The following is an 18,441-nucleotide window of genomic DNA, read 5'->3' as shown; positions in this document are numbered from 1 at the left end:
AAAAAGTAACATAGTCGAGAGATGGTTTTCATTTAACACGAAGCAACTGGGCAGTTTTAGGCAATTGGGCTATATGTGGAATTCAACATGGGTTTGGTCATGAATAAAAGAATTTTTCGGCTGGGATTTTCACTGCTAATCGCATTTTGCTTGGCGCTGGGCGGATTTATCCCACCGGCGACAGCTTTGACACCGGAGCAAAAGCTGGTATCAGAAGTTTGGCGAATTGTCAATCGTACTTATGTGGATGAGACGTTTAATCATCACAATTGGGCTGCATTGCGGGAAAAAGCGCTAGAAAAGCCGCTGAAGAACCAGGAAGCAGCTTATAACGCCATTCAGACAATGCTGAAAAATCTAGATGACCCGTTTACCCGCTTTTTAGACCCGGAGCAATACCGGAGTTTGCAGGTAAATACTTCTGGAGAACTCACGGGGGTGGGATTGCAAATTACGCTGAATTCCCAGACTGGTAAGTTAGAAGTGATAGCACCTCTAGCGGGTTCACCAGGAGATAAAGCCGGGATTAAACCGGGCGATCGCATTCTCAAAATTGAAGGCGTCTCTACAGAGAATCTTACCCTAGATGAAGCCGCAGCGAAAATGCGTGGACGAATTGGCAGTTCCGTGACGCTGTTGATCGAACGCGATAACGAGGAAGAAACAGAAATCACCATAGTGCGCGATCGCATTACTTTGAATCCTGTAGTAGCCGAATTGCGTTCTTCCGCCCAGGGTACGCCCATTGGCTATCTTCGCCTGAATCAATTTAATGCCAATGCCTCAACGGAATTGGCACATGCTATTACTAGTTTAGAGAAAAAAGGTGCCGCTGCGTACATTTTAGATTTGCGAAATAATCCTGGTGGGCTACTACAAGCCGGAATTGAAATTGCCCGTTTGTGGTTAGACTCTGGTACCATCGTTTACACTGTAAATCGGCAAGGCATTCAGGGCAGTTTTGAAGCCTTTGGTCCAGCGCTAACCAAAGATCCCCTAGTAATTTTAGTCAATCAAGGTAGCGCCAGTGCTAGCGAAATTCTCGCCGGCGCACTCCAAGATAATGGACGTGCCCAACTCCTAGGCGAAACTACCTTTGGGAAGGGACTAATACAGTCCTTATTTGAATTATCGGATGGTTCTGGTTTGGCAGTCACAATTGCTAAGTATGAAACCCCCAAGCACCGAGATATTAACAAACTCGGTATTAAGCCAGACAAAGTGATTCCCCAACAGCCAATTACTCGCAAGCAGATTGCTACAGCAGCCGATCAACAATATCAAGCAGCGGTAGCATTATTAACAAAAGATTCCGTAATGGTGGGAGCAAAGTGAGGAGAGGGGGGATGTGTAGAGGGGGAGAGCTTTCAAGGGTAGGTTTTTTTGGGAGAGCGAAAACAGTTGAAAAAATTTTCAATTGCTTAACGTGGTTTAGTTGTTTGAGGGTTTAACCATTGGCTGAAACCGTCAAAAAATAACCAAATACAAAATACCTACCCTTGCAAGGAGCGGGAGAATAATAACTCATAACTCCCAACTCCCAACTCCGAACTAAACCTGAGTTCGATGTAAAAAAAATGCCCGGAAATATTATAACCCACATTCCGCACTTCAAAATGTATTATCTCTGTTTTCCATAAAAATTCCTAATAATGTTCAAACTATTAAGTATTAATATTGAATCCTGTTGGTAATTTATGTTGTTGATTTAACCATCATTAAACAGGTTTTGGAAATCTACGCATATTACACGATGAAGTGCGGAAAGCCGGATAAACACTATACTCTCAATAAAAACCGTGAATAAGTGCCTAGCTCATTTGGTCTTAAATCTTAACAGACAAGCTTTTCACACTAATTTCTTATACCGAACTCAGGTCGAACTAAGTGTTACTCACTTAACACCAATAGTCAGCAGCCCAATCCTACGTCCCTGTCAAACCTTAATTCTGTAATAAGTCAATTGGGCGAATATAATTCGCTACTACACAAAAAAAATCCACCTGCGTGGACTTAATAAAACAACGCGCGCAGAAGGGTTTTGTCTGTGTAGCCGCAATTTCTAATCGCCATATCCGAATAAAATTTTACTTTTAAATTCGATATCAAGCCTACGTATTTTCTCACGATTAAATTCGGATTGCTATGGTGATAAACATTTCTTATAGCAACCCCAAATCATTTGTGAGAAATTTCTAGTCAATTGGGCGAATATAATTCGCTACTACACAAAAAAAATCCACCTAACTTGACTTAATAAAACAAGATTTGCAGGAGTGTTTTCTCTGTATATCCGCAATTTTTAATCGCCATGTCCGAGTAAAATTTTACTTCTATGTTCGATATCAAGCCTACGTATTTTCTCACGATTAAATTCGGATTGCTATATATAGAATTTTTATGTTTTAACTTGCATAAATCCCTAGAAAACCTCTGATTGATTAAGTAGGTCAGGATAGCGATACAGTAAGAGGCGTCTAAAGACAAGCTCCATATACTACATATACGCATCCTTTCAAGAGATAACAGAAAAAGTCAGAATGCCTTAGAAAGAGGAAAGTTATGAAAATTAATAGACCATCTCCAGAACATATTGGTGCCGAAATTGTGGAGATAGACATTGCTTTGATTAGTGAAGCAGAAATCAATTTGATTAAACAGGTTGTATACGATCATAAATTAGTAGTTTTCCGGGAGCAAAATATTGACGATAATCAATATTTAGAATTTGCTCGCAAAATTGGTACCCCACAAATTTACCCTCAGAGTAACTATCATCATCCAGACTATCCTGAGATATTTGTTTCTTCAAATGTTCCAAAAGATGATAAAAAGTTTGGCGTTTCAGGAACTGGTAAATATTGGCATACCGACTGTGCATTTCTTGATGAACCTTTGCCATTAACTATGCTATATCCACAAGTTTTGCCAAATTCCATTAGAGAAACCTACTACATTGACATGGGGCTGGTTTATCAAAAGATGCCTTCAAATTTGAAAAGCTTTGTCAATGATAAATACATGGTGCATGATGGAAAATGGCGTTACAAAGTGCAAGAGTGGGATATTGACAAAGCAATTATAGATATTTTGAACGACATGGGTAGGCAATTCCCACCTGTGAAACATCCAGCTATCATTACACACCCTGTCACCAAGGAGAAAATCTTGTACATGAGCCAAGGTTTTACCACTGGTATCTTAGGTCTAGATTATGAAATAAATCAAGAATTGTTGCAGGAATTGTTTTCATTTATTGAGCAAGAAGATCATATACATACTCACGTATGGAAAGAGGGAGATATCCTGTTATGGGATAACAGACCACTAATTCATAAGGCATCTTCAGTACCAAAAGGTGAAAAAAGTGTTAGTTATCGTATAGGTATTTACGACAACTTACCGTTTTATATTTCCTAGCTTAAGAGGATGTTTTAAAAGTCAGGAGAGGTAGAATTTTGCGGTTTTAACTTGGATTAACAGCAACGACAGAAAACTCAAAATTTCAACCATGTACTTATATACTCCGCTCTCTAATACAAGGAAGAATGAAAGTCATGAATAGCAATCAGCAAAGTCCAAAACTAAACGATGTTAGCCAGTTTTTATTGGATATGTTTCTTGAGCCATACAAAGATAACTGCAAATATCTAAAAAATGCTCATATTCAAGATTCAAAGGACGGAATACCACTTCACAAATGGCAAAATATAGATGAGACTGAATGGATTATTAAAGGTGATTTTTCCATTCCGGAATCTTGCTATATTGATGACACAGGACACTTTAATGCGGTAGAATTTAACATTTGTTACAATCAGTTGTGTTACATTTTAGTCGCTTACTTAGTTGAAAATAAATTACTAGATTCCATGAAATATTGGGATTTAAAAACATATAAACAGCGCCAGCTAAGTAATTGTTTAATTGCTAAATTCTCCAGCAAATTCAAAAAACAAATAAACGCCAGGCGTTTTCAAGGATTACTATCAATTAACAAGTCTTCATCTCGAGGTAATTTGATAATATTGAAAACTTCTTGTGCCTTCTATGATGATAATGAGGGGTGGGCTGAAGGTGATGTTACAATTGCCATATTAAACGAAGTAGAAACCATTGAGCCTGTCAAAGAAAGGGCAATTGCTTAGAGGATGTTTGAAAAGTTCTCGGCGAATAGAATTGCCTGCGGCACACTGCGTCAACGCTACTACACTAGCATTGTCCACCTGCGTGGACTAACACAATATTTTCTCTACGAGCGCCCTTCGGGAACGTAGAGAAGGTTTTTCCAACCTGGGTCGGCAGGTTTTGCCTGTGTAGCCGCACCTAGAGCCTGGGCACATCAAAAGTATTTCCCTGTATCTTCGCACTTTGAGATCCCCCCTAACGTCCCTTTTTAAGGGGGGAACCGGAATCAAAGTCCCCCTTAAAAAGGGGAGCCAGCGCGATCCTTTGGTCTCCAAAGTGGAGCGACTGGCGTGGATTTAAGGGGATATCAAATTTTTGATACCGACAAGAGGACTTTTCAAACATCCTCTAACTGCACGTAAAACTACTCTGATTGTAAAGTATGACTATAACTACTGAATTACAACAACAAATAACCTTGGCTTCTTTACAAGAGCAAAAAAAGCATATTCTTTTTACATATATTCGCCAACAACTGGTGGAATTTTTTAATTTGTCTTCTGTAAACGATATTAAGCCAGAACAAAACTTGATTGAAATCATAACTGATTCCTTAAAAGCTGTTGATTTTAAAATTCTCCTAGAAACGTCTTTGAATAGTAAGTTACGTAGCACTTTACTATTTGAATATCCTAGACTAGATTTGTTGGTCGATTATTTGGTTGATGAAGTATTAACCACAATTAACAATGATAACTCTGTCTCTACAGAAAGTAATGTAATTGATTGGATAGAAGGTGAAGTATGAATTTAGTTGAATTTCTCCAAGAACTTGCATCTCAGAATGTGGAATTGTGGAAAGATGGTGAACAACTGCGCTATTTTGCTCCCCAGGATGTTTTAACTCCTACATTCTTAAAAAAGCTTAAGGAACATAAGACAGAAATCCTAGCATTCCTGCAAGATAATGGGAATATTTCTAGGTTTTATCCTCTTTCTCATGGACAACAAGGGTTATGGTTTTTGTACCAGCTTGCACCAGAAAGTGCTGCTTATAATGTTGCTTTCACCACACACATCCACTCTGATTTAAATGTTCCTGCTCTGCAGCGAGCTTTCCAATTATTGATAACTCGTCACGCAACACTGCGGACTACTTTTTTACAAAATGGTAATAAACCTATTCAAGAAATTCAAGCATACCAAGAAGTATGTTTTGAAGAAATTGACGCCTCAACTTGGAACCAAGATCAACTAATTAAAAAGGTGATTGAGGTATATCAGCGCCCCTTTAACTTGGAAACAGGTCCAGTAGTTAGGGTAAGTCTGTTTACTAAATCTGCACATTATCATACCCTTGTACTAGCAATACACCATATTGCTGTTGATGGCTTGTCATTTGGGATTCTTCTAGACGAGTTGCGTTTATTTTATCAGGCAGAAAATGAAGGTTTAGAAGTTTCATTACCTCCCATTAGTTGGCAATATACGAACTACGTGCAGTGGCAAGCTAAGATGCTAGCAAGTTCTACTGGTGAAAAGTTATGGGACTACTGGCAAAAAAAGTTATCTGGTGAATTGCCAGTGTTAAATTTACCTACGGATAACTCTGGATCTCAGATATATCAGGATGAAGGAGCTTCTTATACCTTTGAAATAAATAAGGAACTAGCCTCTCAATTAACAGGGTTGGCTATGTCTGAAGGAGCAACTCTTTATATGATTCTGCTTGCAGCCTTTCAAATATTGCTGCATAAGTATACAGGTCAGGAAGATATTATTGTTGGTTCTCCAAGCAGTTGCAGAAATCAAGCTGAATTGACTAGAACGGTAGGTTTCTTTTTAAATATGCTGGCTTTGCGGGTGAATCTGAGCAGTAACCCCATCTTTCAAGAGTTTCTTAGTCAAGTGCGTCAGACAGTTTTGGAAGCGATCAGCTATCAAGATTATCCTTCCCCTTTATTGGTTGAGAAATTGCAATTACACCGTGATCCCACCCTTAAACCGCTTTTTCGCGTTGCTTTCAACCTCGTAAAAGTGTCACAAATAGGGGAAATTTTAGATTTACTTAACCCCAGTCAAGTAAACACTAGAGTTAATTGGGGTGGATTATTACTTGAACCTTTTCAAATACCACAGGAAGAAGGTCAAAATGATCTAATCTTAAATTTATTAGAAACATCAGACTCACTTATTGGTACGATCAAGTATAGCAAAAATTTATTTAATCAGACTACAATTACTCGATTAATAGATAATTTCCACACGCTACTGGCAGGGATTGTCGCCAATCCACAGCAGCGGATTTCAGAATTACCGCTATTGACAAAGTTAGAGCAAGATAAATTACTAGTGGAATGGAACAATACTCAGGTAAATTATCCCAGGGATAAAAGTGTTCATCAACTATTTGAAGAACAAGTAGAACGCACCCCAACAGCAATAGCATTGGTGTGGGAAAACCAAACACTGACCTACCAAGAGTTGAATCAGCGAGCGAACCAATTAGCGCACTATTTGAAAACTCAAGGTGTCAAGACAGATGTGTTAGTCGGTCTGTGTATAGGACGTAGTTTAGAAATGATAGTGGGAATGTTAGCCATCCTCAAGGCAGGTGGGGCTTATGTACCACTTGATCCCACCTATCCCCAAGCCCGCCTAAACTATATGTTGTCAGATGCAGAAGTATTAGTGGTATTAACTCAACAGCAATACTTGGCGCAGCTTGAGGAATGTACAGCAAAAGTAGTTTGTTTGGATAGTGATTGGCTGGTCATTTCTGAGTTAAGTCAGACTAATTTAGTTGACATTGTTAGCCCGTCAAATCTGGCTTATGTAATTTATACATCAGGTTCGACAGGTCAACCCAAGGGGGTGATGATTCAACATCACTGTTTAGTCAACTTCATCCAAACGGCAATAGTTGAATATGAATTAACAAACAGCGATCGCATTTTGCAATTTGCTTCGATGAGTTTTGATCTCGCAGCGGAAGAAATTTATCCTTGTTTAAGTTGTGGCGCAACGCTAGTTTTACGTAGCGATGAAATGTTAAGTTCTGTGCCAACGTTTATCCAAAAGTGCCAAGATTGGCAGTTAACAGTATTAGACTTACCAACAGCATATTGGCATTTACTAACTGTAGAATTGGTGCGTGAGCATCTATTGCTACCTGATACCCTCCGATTGGTAATTATTGGTGGAGAACAAGTATCACCAGTCCAATTAAGAGCATGGTTGGAGTATGTGGGTAGTAGCCCACGGTTAGTAAATACTTATGGACCCACTGAAGCAACTGTAGTAACAACGTTGTGTAAATTATCCGATTTAGCCCTGGAAGAAGTAGATAGGGGAGGGTTGTCAATTGGTAAACCCATTCATAATGTCCAAGTCTATATATTAGATAAATATCTGCAACCAGTTCCTATTGGTGTTCATGGAGAACTTTATATTGGCGGTGCTGGTTTATCTCAGGGTTATCTTCACCGTCCTGATTTGACACAGGAGAAGTTCATTTCTGTCAACACAGCACAAGATACAAGTATTCCTCAACGGCTATATAAAACAGGAGATTTAGCTCGTTATTTACCAGATGGAAATATTCAGTTTCTGGGACGGATTGATCATCAAGTCAAGATTCGTGGTTTCCGCATTGAGTTAAGTGAAATAGAAACTGTAATCAGTCACCATCCTCAAGTTCAAACTAGTGTAGTTATTGCCAGAGTTGATATTCCCAATCATAAACGCTTAGTTGCTTATCTTGTCCCACATCCAGGTCAGACATTAGAAATCAGCCAGTTGCGCCACTTCCTCGCTACTAAACTGCCTGAGTATATGCTCCCAACTGAATTGATGATTTTGGCGGCTCTTCCCCTCACTCCTAATGGTAAAGTAGACCGTCTCGCCTTGCCAATCCCTGATTCTCATCTTTCCTCTACCACAGATTTTGTTGCTCCCCGCACTCCTATCGAAGAAATGTTAGCTGTGATTTGGGCAGAAATTCTCGGACTAGACTACATCGGTGTTGACGATAATTTCTTTGAACTTGGTGGACATTCTCTTTTAGCTACACAACTCATTTCTCGATGTTCTAAAACTTTCTCTGTAGAAATACCCTTACGTTGCCTATTTCAGTTTCCAACTGTGGCTGGATTTGCCCAAGTTATAAATACTCTGGCTCAGAGAGATTTATCCAGTTCAATTAATCCACTTTCAACTATAGACTTGAAGAAGGAAGCTGTTTTAGACCCCTCATTGATTGAGGATATTATACCCATTTCCTATGTTAAGGAACCAAAATCTATCCTATTGACTGGGGCGACAGGTTTTTTAGGCGTAAATTTACTCTATGAATTGCTTATCCAAAGTTCAGCTAATATCTATTGTCTAATTCGTTCACATAATCTAGAAGAAGCACAGAAAAAAATTGAAAGCAAACTTCAAGCGTATTCTCTTTGGAAGCAAGAATTTTCCCAAAGGATAATTCCTGTGCTTGGAGAACTTTCTAAACCACTTTTAGGTTTACAGAAACCGGAATTTCATGAATTAGCGAGTCGAATAGATACCATTTACCATAATGGCGCTTTAGTTAATTTTATTTATCCTTACTCCATGCTCAAAGCAGTCAATGTTCTTGGGACTCAAGAGATTATTAGATTAGCCTCTCAAATTAAAACTAAACCTTTGCATTACATTTCGACGCTATCTATTTTTGATTCATCTGCATATCCGAGGGAGCAGATAATTCAAGAATCAGATCCACTTGACTACCCCCCAGATATAGATAGTGGTTACATCCAGAGTAAATGGGTTGCAGAGAAGTTAGTTATGCAGGCACGGGATAGAGGGCTACCCGTATGTATTTATAGACCAGGTAGAATTACAGGTCATAGTCAAACAGGTATCTGTAATACATCTGATGACTTATTTGCCAAATTTCTCAAAGGCTGTATTGAGTTGGGAGTTATGCTGACGGATGAATCGACAATAGAAATGATTCCCGTAGATTATGTTAGTCAAGCGATTGTCTATCTTTCTCGACAGCAAAAATCTTTAGGCAAAGCTTTTCATTTAATTAATCATAACTCCTCACGCATGAAGGATTTAGCCGAATGGATTCGTACTTTTGGATATCCAGTTGAGCTATTATCCTATGATAATTGGCGAAAGGAATTATCCCGTCGTTTAAAAGATGCACAAGATAATCCATTGTATCTTGTTCTGCAATTGATTGAAACACTAAAAAATCAACCAATAGAAATTAAATTTGATTGCGAAAATACTTTAAATGGGCTGGACAATATATATAGATGTCCCCATGTAAATGATAAACTGATAGGGACTTACTTTTCCTATTTCATTAGCAGCGGTTTTTTGAATTATCCATTACTTTAAGTAATCATGAACTATAACAACGAAATTACAACCTTAGCAGATCTAACTCGTGTGCAAGCCTCTCGATTTCCAGATAAGAAAGCACTGATATTTAAGGGGTATCCTCTAACTTACATACAATTAAATACTCGGTCTAATCTTGTGGCTCATGCACTTTTAGCGCAAGGAATAAAATCTCATTCACGAGTTGGTTTATTAGCTAAAGATTCGATAAAAAGCTATGAAATATTATTTGGTTGCTCCAAAATTAATGCTGTTACTGTACCTATCAATTGGCGCTTATCTGCTCCAGAAGTGAGTTATATTCTCAAGGATGCTAATATAGAAATCCTTTTTGTTGGCAATGAATTTCATAGGTTAGTCACATCTATTAGTGATGACATTAATGGTATAACTATCATTTCTTTAGAAGAATCTACACAAACATGGTTGAATTATGATAATTGGCTACTAGGTAATATTAATCATGATATAAATATTACTGTTGAGCCAAATGATATAGCAGTCCAAGTGTATACCAGTGGGACAACTGGACGTCCTAAAGGTGTCCAACTAACACATTACAGTTTATTTGCTATTTTTCAAGAAATAGGTAAACAAGGTGAAACTTGGATAGATTGGAATGAAAGTGATAAAAGTCTTTTGACATTACCGATATTTCATATAGGTGGTTTATGGTGGGCTATTCGCGGTTTAGCAGTTGGTGCTGAAAATATTTTACTAGAAGCTTTTATAGCATTTCAAGTTTTTGAAGCTATTGAAAAATATAGTATTACAAAAATTGCTATGGTACCGGCAATGATGCAAGTTTTGTTGGCCGAACCTGGATTAGAGGAAACTAATTTTTCATCGCTGCAATACATTGTATATGGGGGATCTCCCATTGCTCAAACGTTATTAGCCGAGGCTATGGCTAAATTTCCTAGTAAATTCGTCCAAGTCTACGGGATGACTGAAACCGGAAATTGTGCTGTATCTTTATCATCAGAGGATCATGAATCTGGAGATTCAGAGAGATTAAAGTCCGTCGGTAAAGCTTTACCTGGGGTTTATCTGAAGATTATAGACAGTAATACTACTATTTTACCTGTTGGTAAAGTGGGTGAAATCTGTATAAAATCACTAGCAAATATGGTTGGTTATTGGAAATTACCTGAAGCCACAGCTAATACATTAATTGATGGTTGGATACATACGGGAGATGCAGGATATCTTGATGAAGCTGGTTATTTATATATATGTGATCGCTTTAAGGACATGATTTGCTACGGGGGTGAAAATATCTACCCGGCGGAAATTGAAAATGTTCTCTTTGAACATCCAGCAGTTATGGACATAGCAGTAATTGGTGTTCCAGATAAACGTTGGGGAGAAACTATTAAAGCTATTGTCGTTTTAAGAGCCGGAATGAGTGCGACACCTAGCGATATAATTAATTTTGCACAGGGTAAACTAGCAAATTTTAAAATCCCTAAAACTGTAGAATTTACTGACTCTTTACCCAAAACACCAAGTGGAAAAGTGCAAAAGAGTAAACTGCGAGAGAAATATGGGAAAGGTAATTAGTTATTAAACATGGAAAAATCAAAAAAGTCTCCATCGTTATGGGAGCCATTAACTGTTAGGAATTTCCTCCTCCTTTTTATAGGTGAAAACATTTCATTGTTGGGTGATCAATTTTACCTAGTAGCATTACCTTGGCTAACTATACAATTAACTAACTCCCCCATAAGTTTAGGAGCAGTACTTATGGCCAATGCTATTCCCCGAGCTTTGCTGATGCTAATTGGTGGGGTAATTAGCGATCGCTTTTCAGTCCGGTTTATCATGCTAATCTCTAATACTTGCCGTATAGTACTGACAGTTTTATTGACAGCACTAGTCATTTCGCAAACTACGCAAATATGGCATCTTTATATTTTTGCCATCATCTTTGGCTTTGTGGATGGTTTCTTTATCCCAGCTCTAGAATCAATTATACCTACTCTTGTCACTGAGGAGCAGTTACCTGCTAGTAACACTTTAAACCTCGTGTCTGGCCAAATTATTATGTTGATTGGACCTGGCTTAGGTGGTTTGCTAATTGCCAACATTGGAGTTGGTGTAGCCTTAGCAATTGATGCTGTGACCTTTATATTAAGTGCTTTTACACTTTTACTAATGGAAAATAAACCTAAGAAAACTGCTATCTCAAACTCAAATATTAACAGTGCTAGTTTAATTATTGGTATTCGTGAAGGACTAAACTATACCTGGCACAATTCAGGATTGAAATTAGTTTTACTGGCAATGACAGCCTTAAATTTTTTCTTTATTGGTCCATTAGAAGTTGGTAGCACATCACTAGCAAATAGTAGTATTTCTGGTGGTGCTTTAGCATTGGGAACTATGAGATCTGCTTGGGGGGTGGGTGGGCTTTTAGGAGCTTTATTACCAGGATTAACCCGAATTCATCCCCAGATAGGGAAGTTGATATTAACTATTTTTATTATCCAAGGTTTTGGCTTATTCTTACTAGGGTTTATAACAAATATATCCTGGGTAAGTTTGATAATTGCTGCTTTGAGTTGTTGTAGTGGGTTTTTAGTTGTTGAGGGAATAACTTGGGTTCAAAAACAAACTCAGCCTGAGTTATTAGGTAGAGTTATGAGCTTGGTGATGTTTTCTTCCTTTGGGATTACCCCTTTTTCTTATGCTATGGCAGGCTTATTAGCCAATTTAAGTCTTACTATTCTATTTACCACGGCGGGTAACGCTCTAGTTTTAACAGGATTATTTTTATTAATAAAATCATCAATGCGTTTCATCAAATGACGAAGTTGTCACCCGATCAGGTTGTAGAGGTGGTATTTTTTGGTCACCAATCTCTTCAATCAACCAACTTAGGACTTACGCACTGTACAAATTAGGAATTAGGGGTTGCTGAAAAAGTAATAAAAAAGCAATCTGAAGGGTTGGCTACTTATTTGAACCAGGTCAAGTATAAGTTTTTATCGCCTACAATTGGCAGAAATATAATTTAAAATTATATTAGATTGTAAAAAAAGTCTATTTTTCAAAAATATAGGACTTACGCATTGACAAAAAACACAAAATATGGTATGCAAAAAACCGGAGATTTCGTAGGGGTAAAGCGCATTGCTAAACCCCGAAAACGCGGGTCTGTTTACCATCAAAGTAATAATTAATCAAAGCCTTAAACAACGTATTTTGGTAAAAGCATACCATGCCAAATTTGTACAGTGCGTAAGTCCTAATTTAGTCTTAACCTGTCACGAATGGGTGTTTCCTAACTCCTGGCCCGCTCACTCCTCACTTCTAACTTTTTAAGGCTGGCAAATCTAAGGAGGCGAGGCGTTGATAAGCTTGATCTATCACGCCTTTACCTCTGAGAAAACCTGTATTCGCCCCCGGACAAATATACTTAAGAGTTTCTGGTGTAAATTTTTGTAGCAGTGACTGAAGGCTGTTGATTTGTCGAGGCCAATGAAAAGTTTTGGCTGTGGGTAATGGCGCTGGTTCGCCCTGTAGGTTCGGTAGTAAATGGCGTCCAGAAAATAATACTCCCCCCAAATCACTGTAGTATAGGCAAGATGAGCCGGGAGAATGTCCTGGTGTCCAAATCACTTGTGCTGTTGCATCAAGAGTAAATTCTTGAGCAAAGGTGGTTACGGTTAATCCGGGTAATAAATAGGCTTCTTGTTCTTGGATGAGAATCTCGCAGCCTAGGTTTTGCTGAATTTCTGCTGTCTTACCCATCGCACCTCGATGGGTGAGGAATAACCAACGTACACCGTTATGCGATCGCAAAAAATCCAGATTTGTCTGTTCTAAGGCAGGGCAATCTATGAGGATATTACTTTCATTTCTTACAATAAAGTAAGAGGTTCCCCCTAATGTGTCCCGATTTGGTGGAAAGGCAAAAATACTTTCTAGCACAGCCCGTGGTGGCTTGGCTATATGACTCGGCTGTTGAGGTAAGGGACACATGAGCAAAAAAACCGAAACTGAGAAGTTGTGGACAATCTGGTGACAGAGTTTGAGAGTTCACAAACACTGTTAACCATTGGGAAAAATTGGGGTTTTGGATCTGGCGCTGACTGATGGCTGTGGCGCTGACACTATCGGTGGGACATTTTTGCAAAATTACTGAAGATGACATGACACTTTGGTTTCTCCTCCTACTGGGATTGGCTACTTATCTAATGGTGCAGCGTATCGTCGCTCACAGCACCCGCACACCAGTGTGGTTGTTGTGGCTAGTTCTCATGACGCCAGCTTTGCTCTTGAGCGGGTGGACGCTGATGTATGGCACGAAACAGCCGCCACCGCCGTCGCTGATACTTTGGCCAGCAATTGTCTGTATTCTGTTATACTGGTTGTTGTTTCAATGGGGGCGTCTACCGCCAAAAGATACACAGACTGAAGCCCCACCTATTGAATCACAATCAGCTATCCATCCTACCGCAGAACCAGTGCCAGTGCGTACCATTGAGTCAACGGAAGAAACCCAGCTGCGAAATTGTTTTCCCTGGGCTGTATACTATATTCAAAACATTGAGTATCGACCGCAAGCTGTTATCTGTAGGGGTCAGTTAAGAGCTACACCCAGCGCAGCGTACCAGAAAATTAAGGCAAATATTGAAGCGGAATTTGGCGATCGCTTTTTGCTGATATTTCAAGAAGGTCTCAACGGTAAACCTTTCTTTGTCCTAGTCCCCAATAGTCAAGCTGCTAAACAGGGAAATACCAGCCAACCTGAACGGGTAACTCGACCAGGATTGGCGTTATTGTTATTAGTGGCGACTTTGCTCACAACTACCTTGATAGGAGCAACAATTGCTGGTATTAATCCCAAGTTACTGGAATCTAACCCTGGCGCTCTTGTTCAGGGATTACCCTATGCTTTAGGACTAATGACTATTTTGGGTATCCACGAACTTGGTCATTATCTGACAGCTAAGTATTACAAAATTCGCTCGACATTGCCTTACTTTATTCCCATGCCTTTTTTCTTGGGAACTTTTGGTGCATTTATTCAAATGCGTAGTCCAATTCCTCACCGTAAAGCTTTATTTGATATTAGTATTGCAGGTCCAATTGCAGGCTTTATTGCTACATTACCGATACTAATCTGGGGCTTGGCTCATTCTCATGTGGTTGATATGACGGAAAAAAACGGAATTTTGAATCCCAATGCCCTTGATCCTAAATATTCTATTTTACTAGCATTACTCTCAAAATTAGCACTGGGAAGTGTTTTAACAGCAAAATCTGCTATTGATTTACATCCAGTTGCCGTCGCCGGTTTTTTGGGACTGATCGTGACTGCATTGAATTTAATGCCAGTGGGACAACTCGATGGGGGTCACATTGTCCATGCTATGTTTGGACAACGCAACGCCGTAGCTATCGGTCAAATTGCTCGCCTGTTGTTGCTGGGAGTGTGTTTGATTCAGTTCAGACAAACACCTTCAGAAATTCCCCAGTATTTCATCTGGGCAAGTATTTTGTGGTTTATGCCATTAATTGATGAACCTGCTCTCAATGATGTCACTGAACTGGATAACGGACGTGATATTTTGGGGTTGTTGATCATGGGTTTGTTGATCATCATTGTGCTACCATTACCCCAGGCGATCGCTAGTTTATTACAAATTTAACCTAACGCCGACCTTCGCCTATGCAATTGTCTCCCCCAAGTAGGGGCGCAAGGCCTTGCGCCCCTACAAATCTTACTCAGTAGTCTTTTAAACCATTAAAATGGGTTAAAGCTTTGGGCTGACAATTTATTTCCCGGATCAAAACCTATACAGTATTTCCTTGACTATTGTGAAAATTTAAAGCCAAATTTCTCGATTCTTTGTTGTATTAGTAGTTTTTCTGCTCTACAAGATGACTTTAGATACGATATTATAATCATTTATATGCTTTAAGTACAATAAAATACTTAAAACATGTAAACAGTTGAGTATATTTGCGTGGTGGCAAACAATGGAGATTGTGCTAATAGTTTTTTCTGCGTTATCAGCAATATCAATAGCAGTAATTGCTGTATTCATTTGGCAAATTCAAAAGAACCTAGGTGCTAGCACATCCGCTCAGGAAAATCTCATCCAAATTGTGGAAGTCGTAAATCAGTTAAGCAAGCAACTAAATCAGATAAATACAGAACTAGATACACAGCAGACGAAATATTCCGAACTACTCAATACTAAAGTTCAGTCTTTAATTCAAGGAACTGCAAATTTAGAAAATCGTTTCACACAGTTAGCAGAAGTTCAAAATAAAGCCCAAGAAAGCATCACTAATTTGGTACAAGGTAAAACCGAAATCCAATTAGAACAATTGCAAACCGTAGCCGAGAAATTAGACGGATTTGTAACGGTGCAAAATCAGGTTCAGTCTTTAATTCAAGGAAGTGCAAATTTAGAAGAGCGGCTGACTCAGTTAGTAGAAGTTCAAAATCAAGCTCAAGAAAGCATCGCTAATTTGGTCGAAGGTAAAACCGAAATCCAATTAGATAAATTGCAAACCGTAGCCGAGAAATTAGACGGATTTGTAACGGTGCAAAATCAGGTTCAGTCTTTAATTCAAGGAAGTGCAAATTTAGAAGAGCGGCTGACTCAGTTAGTAGAAGTTCAAAATCAAGCTCAAGAAAGCATCGCTAATTTGGTGGAAGGTAAAACCGAAATCCAATTAGATAAATTGCAAACCGTAGCCGAGAAATTAGACGGATTTGTAACGGTGCAAAATCAGGTTCAGTCTTTAATTCAAGGAAGTGCAAATTTAGAAGAGCGCCTGACTCAGTTAGTAGAAGTTCAAAATCAAGCTCAAGAAAGTATCACTAATTTGGTGGAAGGTAAAACCGAAATCCAATTAGATAAATTGCAAACCGTAGCCGAGAAATTAGACGGATTTGTAACGGTGCAAAATCAGGTTCAGTCTTTAATTCAAGGAAGTGCAAATTTAGAAGAGCGGCTGACTCAGTTAGTAGAAGTTCAAAATCAAGCTCAAGAAAGCATCGCTAATTTGGTGGAAGGTAAAACCGAAATCCAATTAGAACAATTGCAAACCGTAGCCGAGAAATTAGACGGATTTGTAACGGTGCAAAATCAGGTTCAGTCTTTAATTCAAGGAAGTGCAAATTTAGAAGAGCGGCCTGACTCAGTTAGTAGAAGTTCAAAATCAAGCTCAAGAAAGTATCGCTAATTTGGTGGAAGGTAAAACCGAAATCCAATTAGATAAATTGCAAACCGTAGCCGAGAAATTAGACGGATTTGTAACGGTGCAAAATCAGGTTCAGTCTTTAATTCAAGGAAGTGCAAATTTAGAAGAGCGCCTGACTCAGTTAGTAGAAGTTCAAAATCAAGCTCAAGAAAGTATCACTAATTTGGTACAAGGTAAAACCGAAATCCAATTAGAACAATTGCAAACCGTAGCCGAGAAATTAGACGGATTTGTAACGGTGCAAAATCAGGTTCAGTCTTTAATTCAAGGAAGTGCAAATTTAGAAGAGCGCCTGACTCAGTTAGTAGAAGTTCAAAATCAAGCTCAAGAAAGTATCACTAATTTGGTACAAGGTAACACTGAAATCCAATTAAGTCAATTGCAAGCCATAGCCGAGAAATTAGACGGATTTGTCCCTGTACAAAATCAGGTTGAGCGTCTAATTCAAGGAACTTCCAATTTAGAAAATCGCTTAGTTCAGTTCCAAGAAGGTAACAATATTCCTCAGCAAAATCCTACCAATATTGAACTCACTACTAACCAGGAAAAGTTACAAGCGCTAGGTGAGAAATTAGAAGGATTGGAAACTGTAAAAACCCAGGTAGAAAATCTGGTCAAAGGAACTGCAAATCTTGAAAATCGCCTAACACAGCTATTAGACGCTAACAAACCAAGGACTAAGAGTGACAGAAGGGGTCCATCAACAAGACCCTAGTACTCCAGTCATTACTCCCTTCCCGGTCTAAGATTACCTATAATTTTCCTTCTTTGCGCCTTCTCTGCGTTCGCGTAGCGTGTCGAAGACAGACGCTCCGCGAATGCGCCTTTGCGTGAGCTAAAAATTATTTCCCTACGGGACGCTCCGCGAACGGTAATCTTCTAGCGGGAAGGGAGTAGTTCTGAGGGGTGAACTGATTTTTTCGTAGTTGGGCTTTAGCGCTCTTGACTGTCAGAGCGCTATTAGCGGAGCTTTCCCCTAGGGAAGCGCAACTACGAACAACCCTTCAAATTGAATGGGACAGACCCCTAGGGAAGTCCAAAAAATAAAAATAACAACTTAACTGTTGACAATTAAGCGTCAACAGTTAAAACTAACTCGATGCTGAATTAGGCGCATCTGAGACTTTCGCCGCTGCTGGACTACCACCCATGCGAATCTCGGATGTGAAGGAAGCCATACTAAAGCCGTCAAAAGGTTTGAGAATTCTCACGCGCATTCGCAAATTCGGACTTGCAAACCACAGACGTTCTTCAGACCACATGGATTCATACTCTGTGATTAGCGTCAAGGCTTCATCGCTACCTATCTTATAGCGTCCGGCGACTGCGCTTTTCCCAGCATAACCTCTTTCATGGAGTAACTTACCTTCGTTTGGATTACCCGCATCAGGTACGGAAACTAACACACTAGATCCAGAGTGTTTTTGTTTATCCCTTTCCATTGTAGCATTCCAAGTAACTTTAGCACCACAGGAAGCGTAGCTAGGATCAACTGCGTACTGTTGACAAAGTTTGATCACCTCTGGATGCTCGGCGGCCAGCATCTCAATCAGGATATCTGACTTGCCATCTTCGGATTGCTTAAAGGGTAAATGGTGGCTAGTACGATGGGACAACCATTTACCAGCACTCATCTGAAAAAACTCTTCAATATTCATGGATCAAATTACCGTGGATCTAAATGCTTAA

Annotated in this window: 12 protein-coding genes; 10 read left to right on the top strand and 2 right to left on the bottom strand. The window is 39.2% G+C overall.

The features are described 5' to 3' along the window. Window positions 1-87: 87 nt before the first annotated feature. From ctpA to HEQ19_01870, 7 genes are all read left to right on the top strand, one after another. Complete coding sequence (gene ctpA, locus HEQ19_01900; protein WYM03203.1) at window positions 88-1,335, top strand: carboxyl-terminal processing protease CtpA; 1,248 nt, start codon at window positions 88-90, stop codon at window positions 1,333-1,335. A 1,227-nt stretch (window positions 1,336-2,562) separates the two neighbouring features. Then, a complete protein-coding gene (locus tag HEQ19_01895; protein WYL98461.1) occupies window positions 2,563-3,420 on the top strand; it encodes a TauD/TfdA family dioxygenase in 858 nt (285 codons plus the stop codon). 137 nt (window positions 3,421-3,557) lie between these two features. Further along, window positions 3,558-4,148 (top strand): FcoT family thioesterase, encoded by a 591-nt coding sequence (locus HEQ19_01890; GenBank protein WYL98460.1) that lies wholly within the window; start codon window positions 3,558-3,560, stop codon window positions 4,146-4,148. 422 nt (window positions 4,149-4,570) lie between these two features. Continuing rightward, window positions 4,571-4,936, top strand: a complete 366-nt coding sequence (locus HEQ19_01885; GenBank protein ID WYL98459.1) for an acyl carrier protein — start codon at window positions 4,571-4,573, stop codon at window positions 4,934-4,936. Next, complete coding sequence (locus HEQ19_01880; protein ID WYL98458.1) at window positions 4,933-9,522, top strand: amino acid adenylation domain-containing protein; 4,590 nt, start codon at window positions 4,933-4,935, stop codon at window positions 9,520-9,522. Before HEQ19_01885 ends, HEQ19_01880 begins: the two co-directional genes overlap by 4 nt. A gap of 6 nt (window positions 9,523-9,528) precedes the next feature. Continuing rightward, window positions 9,529-11,088, top strand: a complete 1,560-nt coding sequence (locus HEQ19_01875) for a long-chain-fatty-acid--CoA ligase (protein WYL98457.1) — start codon at window positions 9,529-9,531, stop codon at window positions 11,086-11,088. Between the two features lie 9 nt (window positions 11,089-11,097). Then, on the top strand, window positions 11,098-12,336 hold the full coding sequence (locus tag HEQ19_01870) for an MFS transporter (protein WYL98456.1): 1,239 nt from the start codon (window positions 11,098-11,100) through the stop codon (window positions 12,334-12,336). A gap of 504 nt (window positions 12,337-12,840) precedes the next feature. Here the strand turns inward: HEQ19_01870 and HEQ19_01865 are convergent. Beyond that, the gene (locus tag HEQ19_01865) at window positions 12,841-13,512 is read right to left on the bottom strand and encodes an MBL fold metallo-hydrolase (GenBank protein WYL98455.1); all 672 of its coding nucleotides are present in this window, start codon (window positions 13,510-13,512) and stop codon (window positions 12,841-12,843) included. A gap of 170 nt (window positions 13,513-13,682) precedes the next feature. On the opposite strand from HEQ19_01865, the gene HEQ19_01860 reads away from it, so the two are divergent. The 3 genes from HEQ19_01860 (at window position 13,683) to HEQ19_01850 (ending at window position 17,467) form a co-directional block, all read left to right on the top strand. Then, window positions 13,683-15,185 carry a site-2 protease family protein gene (locus HEQ19_01860; protein ID WYM03202.1) on the top strand — a complete coding sequence of 501 codons (1,503 nt, stop codon included), beginning with the start codon at window positions 13,683-13,685 and terminating at the stop codon, window positions 15,183-15,185. 331 nt (window positions 15,186-15,516) lie between these two features. Continuing rightward, complete coding sequence (locus HEQ19_01855) at window positions 15,517-16,734, top strand: hypothetical protein (GenBank protein WYL98454.1); 1,218 nt, start codon at window positions 15,517-15,519, stop codon at window positions 16,732-16,734. 1 nt (window position 16,735) lies between these two features. Beyond that, window positions 16,736-17,467, top strand: coding sequence for a hypothetical protein (locus HEQ19_01850; protein WYL98453.2), 732 nt, complete (start codon window positions 16,736-16,738; stop codon window positions 17,465-17,467). A gap of 376 nt (window positions 17,468-17,843) precedes the next feature. Here the strand turns inward: HEQ19_01850 and HEQ19_01845 are convergent, their stop codons facing one another. Beyond that, complete coding sequence (locus HEQ19_01845; GenBank protein ID WYL98452.1) at window positions 17,844-18,410, bottom strand: phycobiliprotein lyase; 567 nt, start codon at window positions 18,408-18,410, stop codon at window positions 17,844-17,846. Window positions 18,411-18,441: the final 31 nt, after the last annotated feature.

The organism is Gloeotrichia echinulata CP02, assembly GCA_038087035.1.
Classification (GTDB): Bacteria; Cyanobacteriota; Cyanobacteriia; order Cyanobacteriales; family Nostocaceae; genus Gloeotrichia; species Gloeotrichia echinulata.
This window is presented reverse-complemented; position numbering and strand designations above follow the sequence as displayed.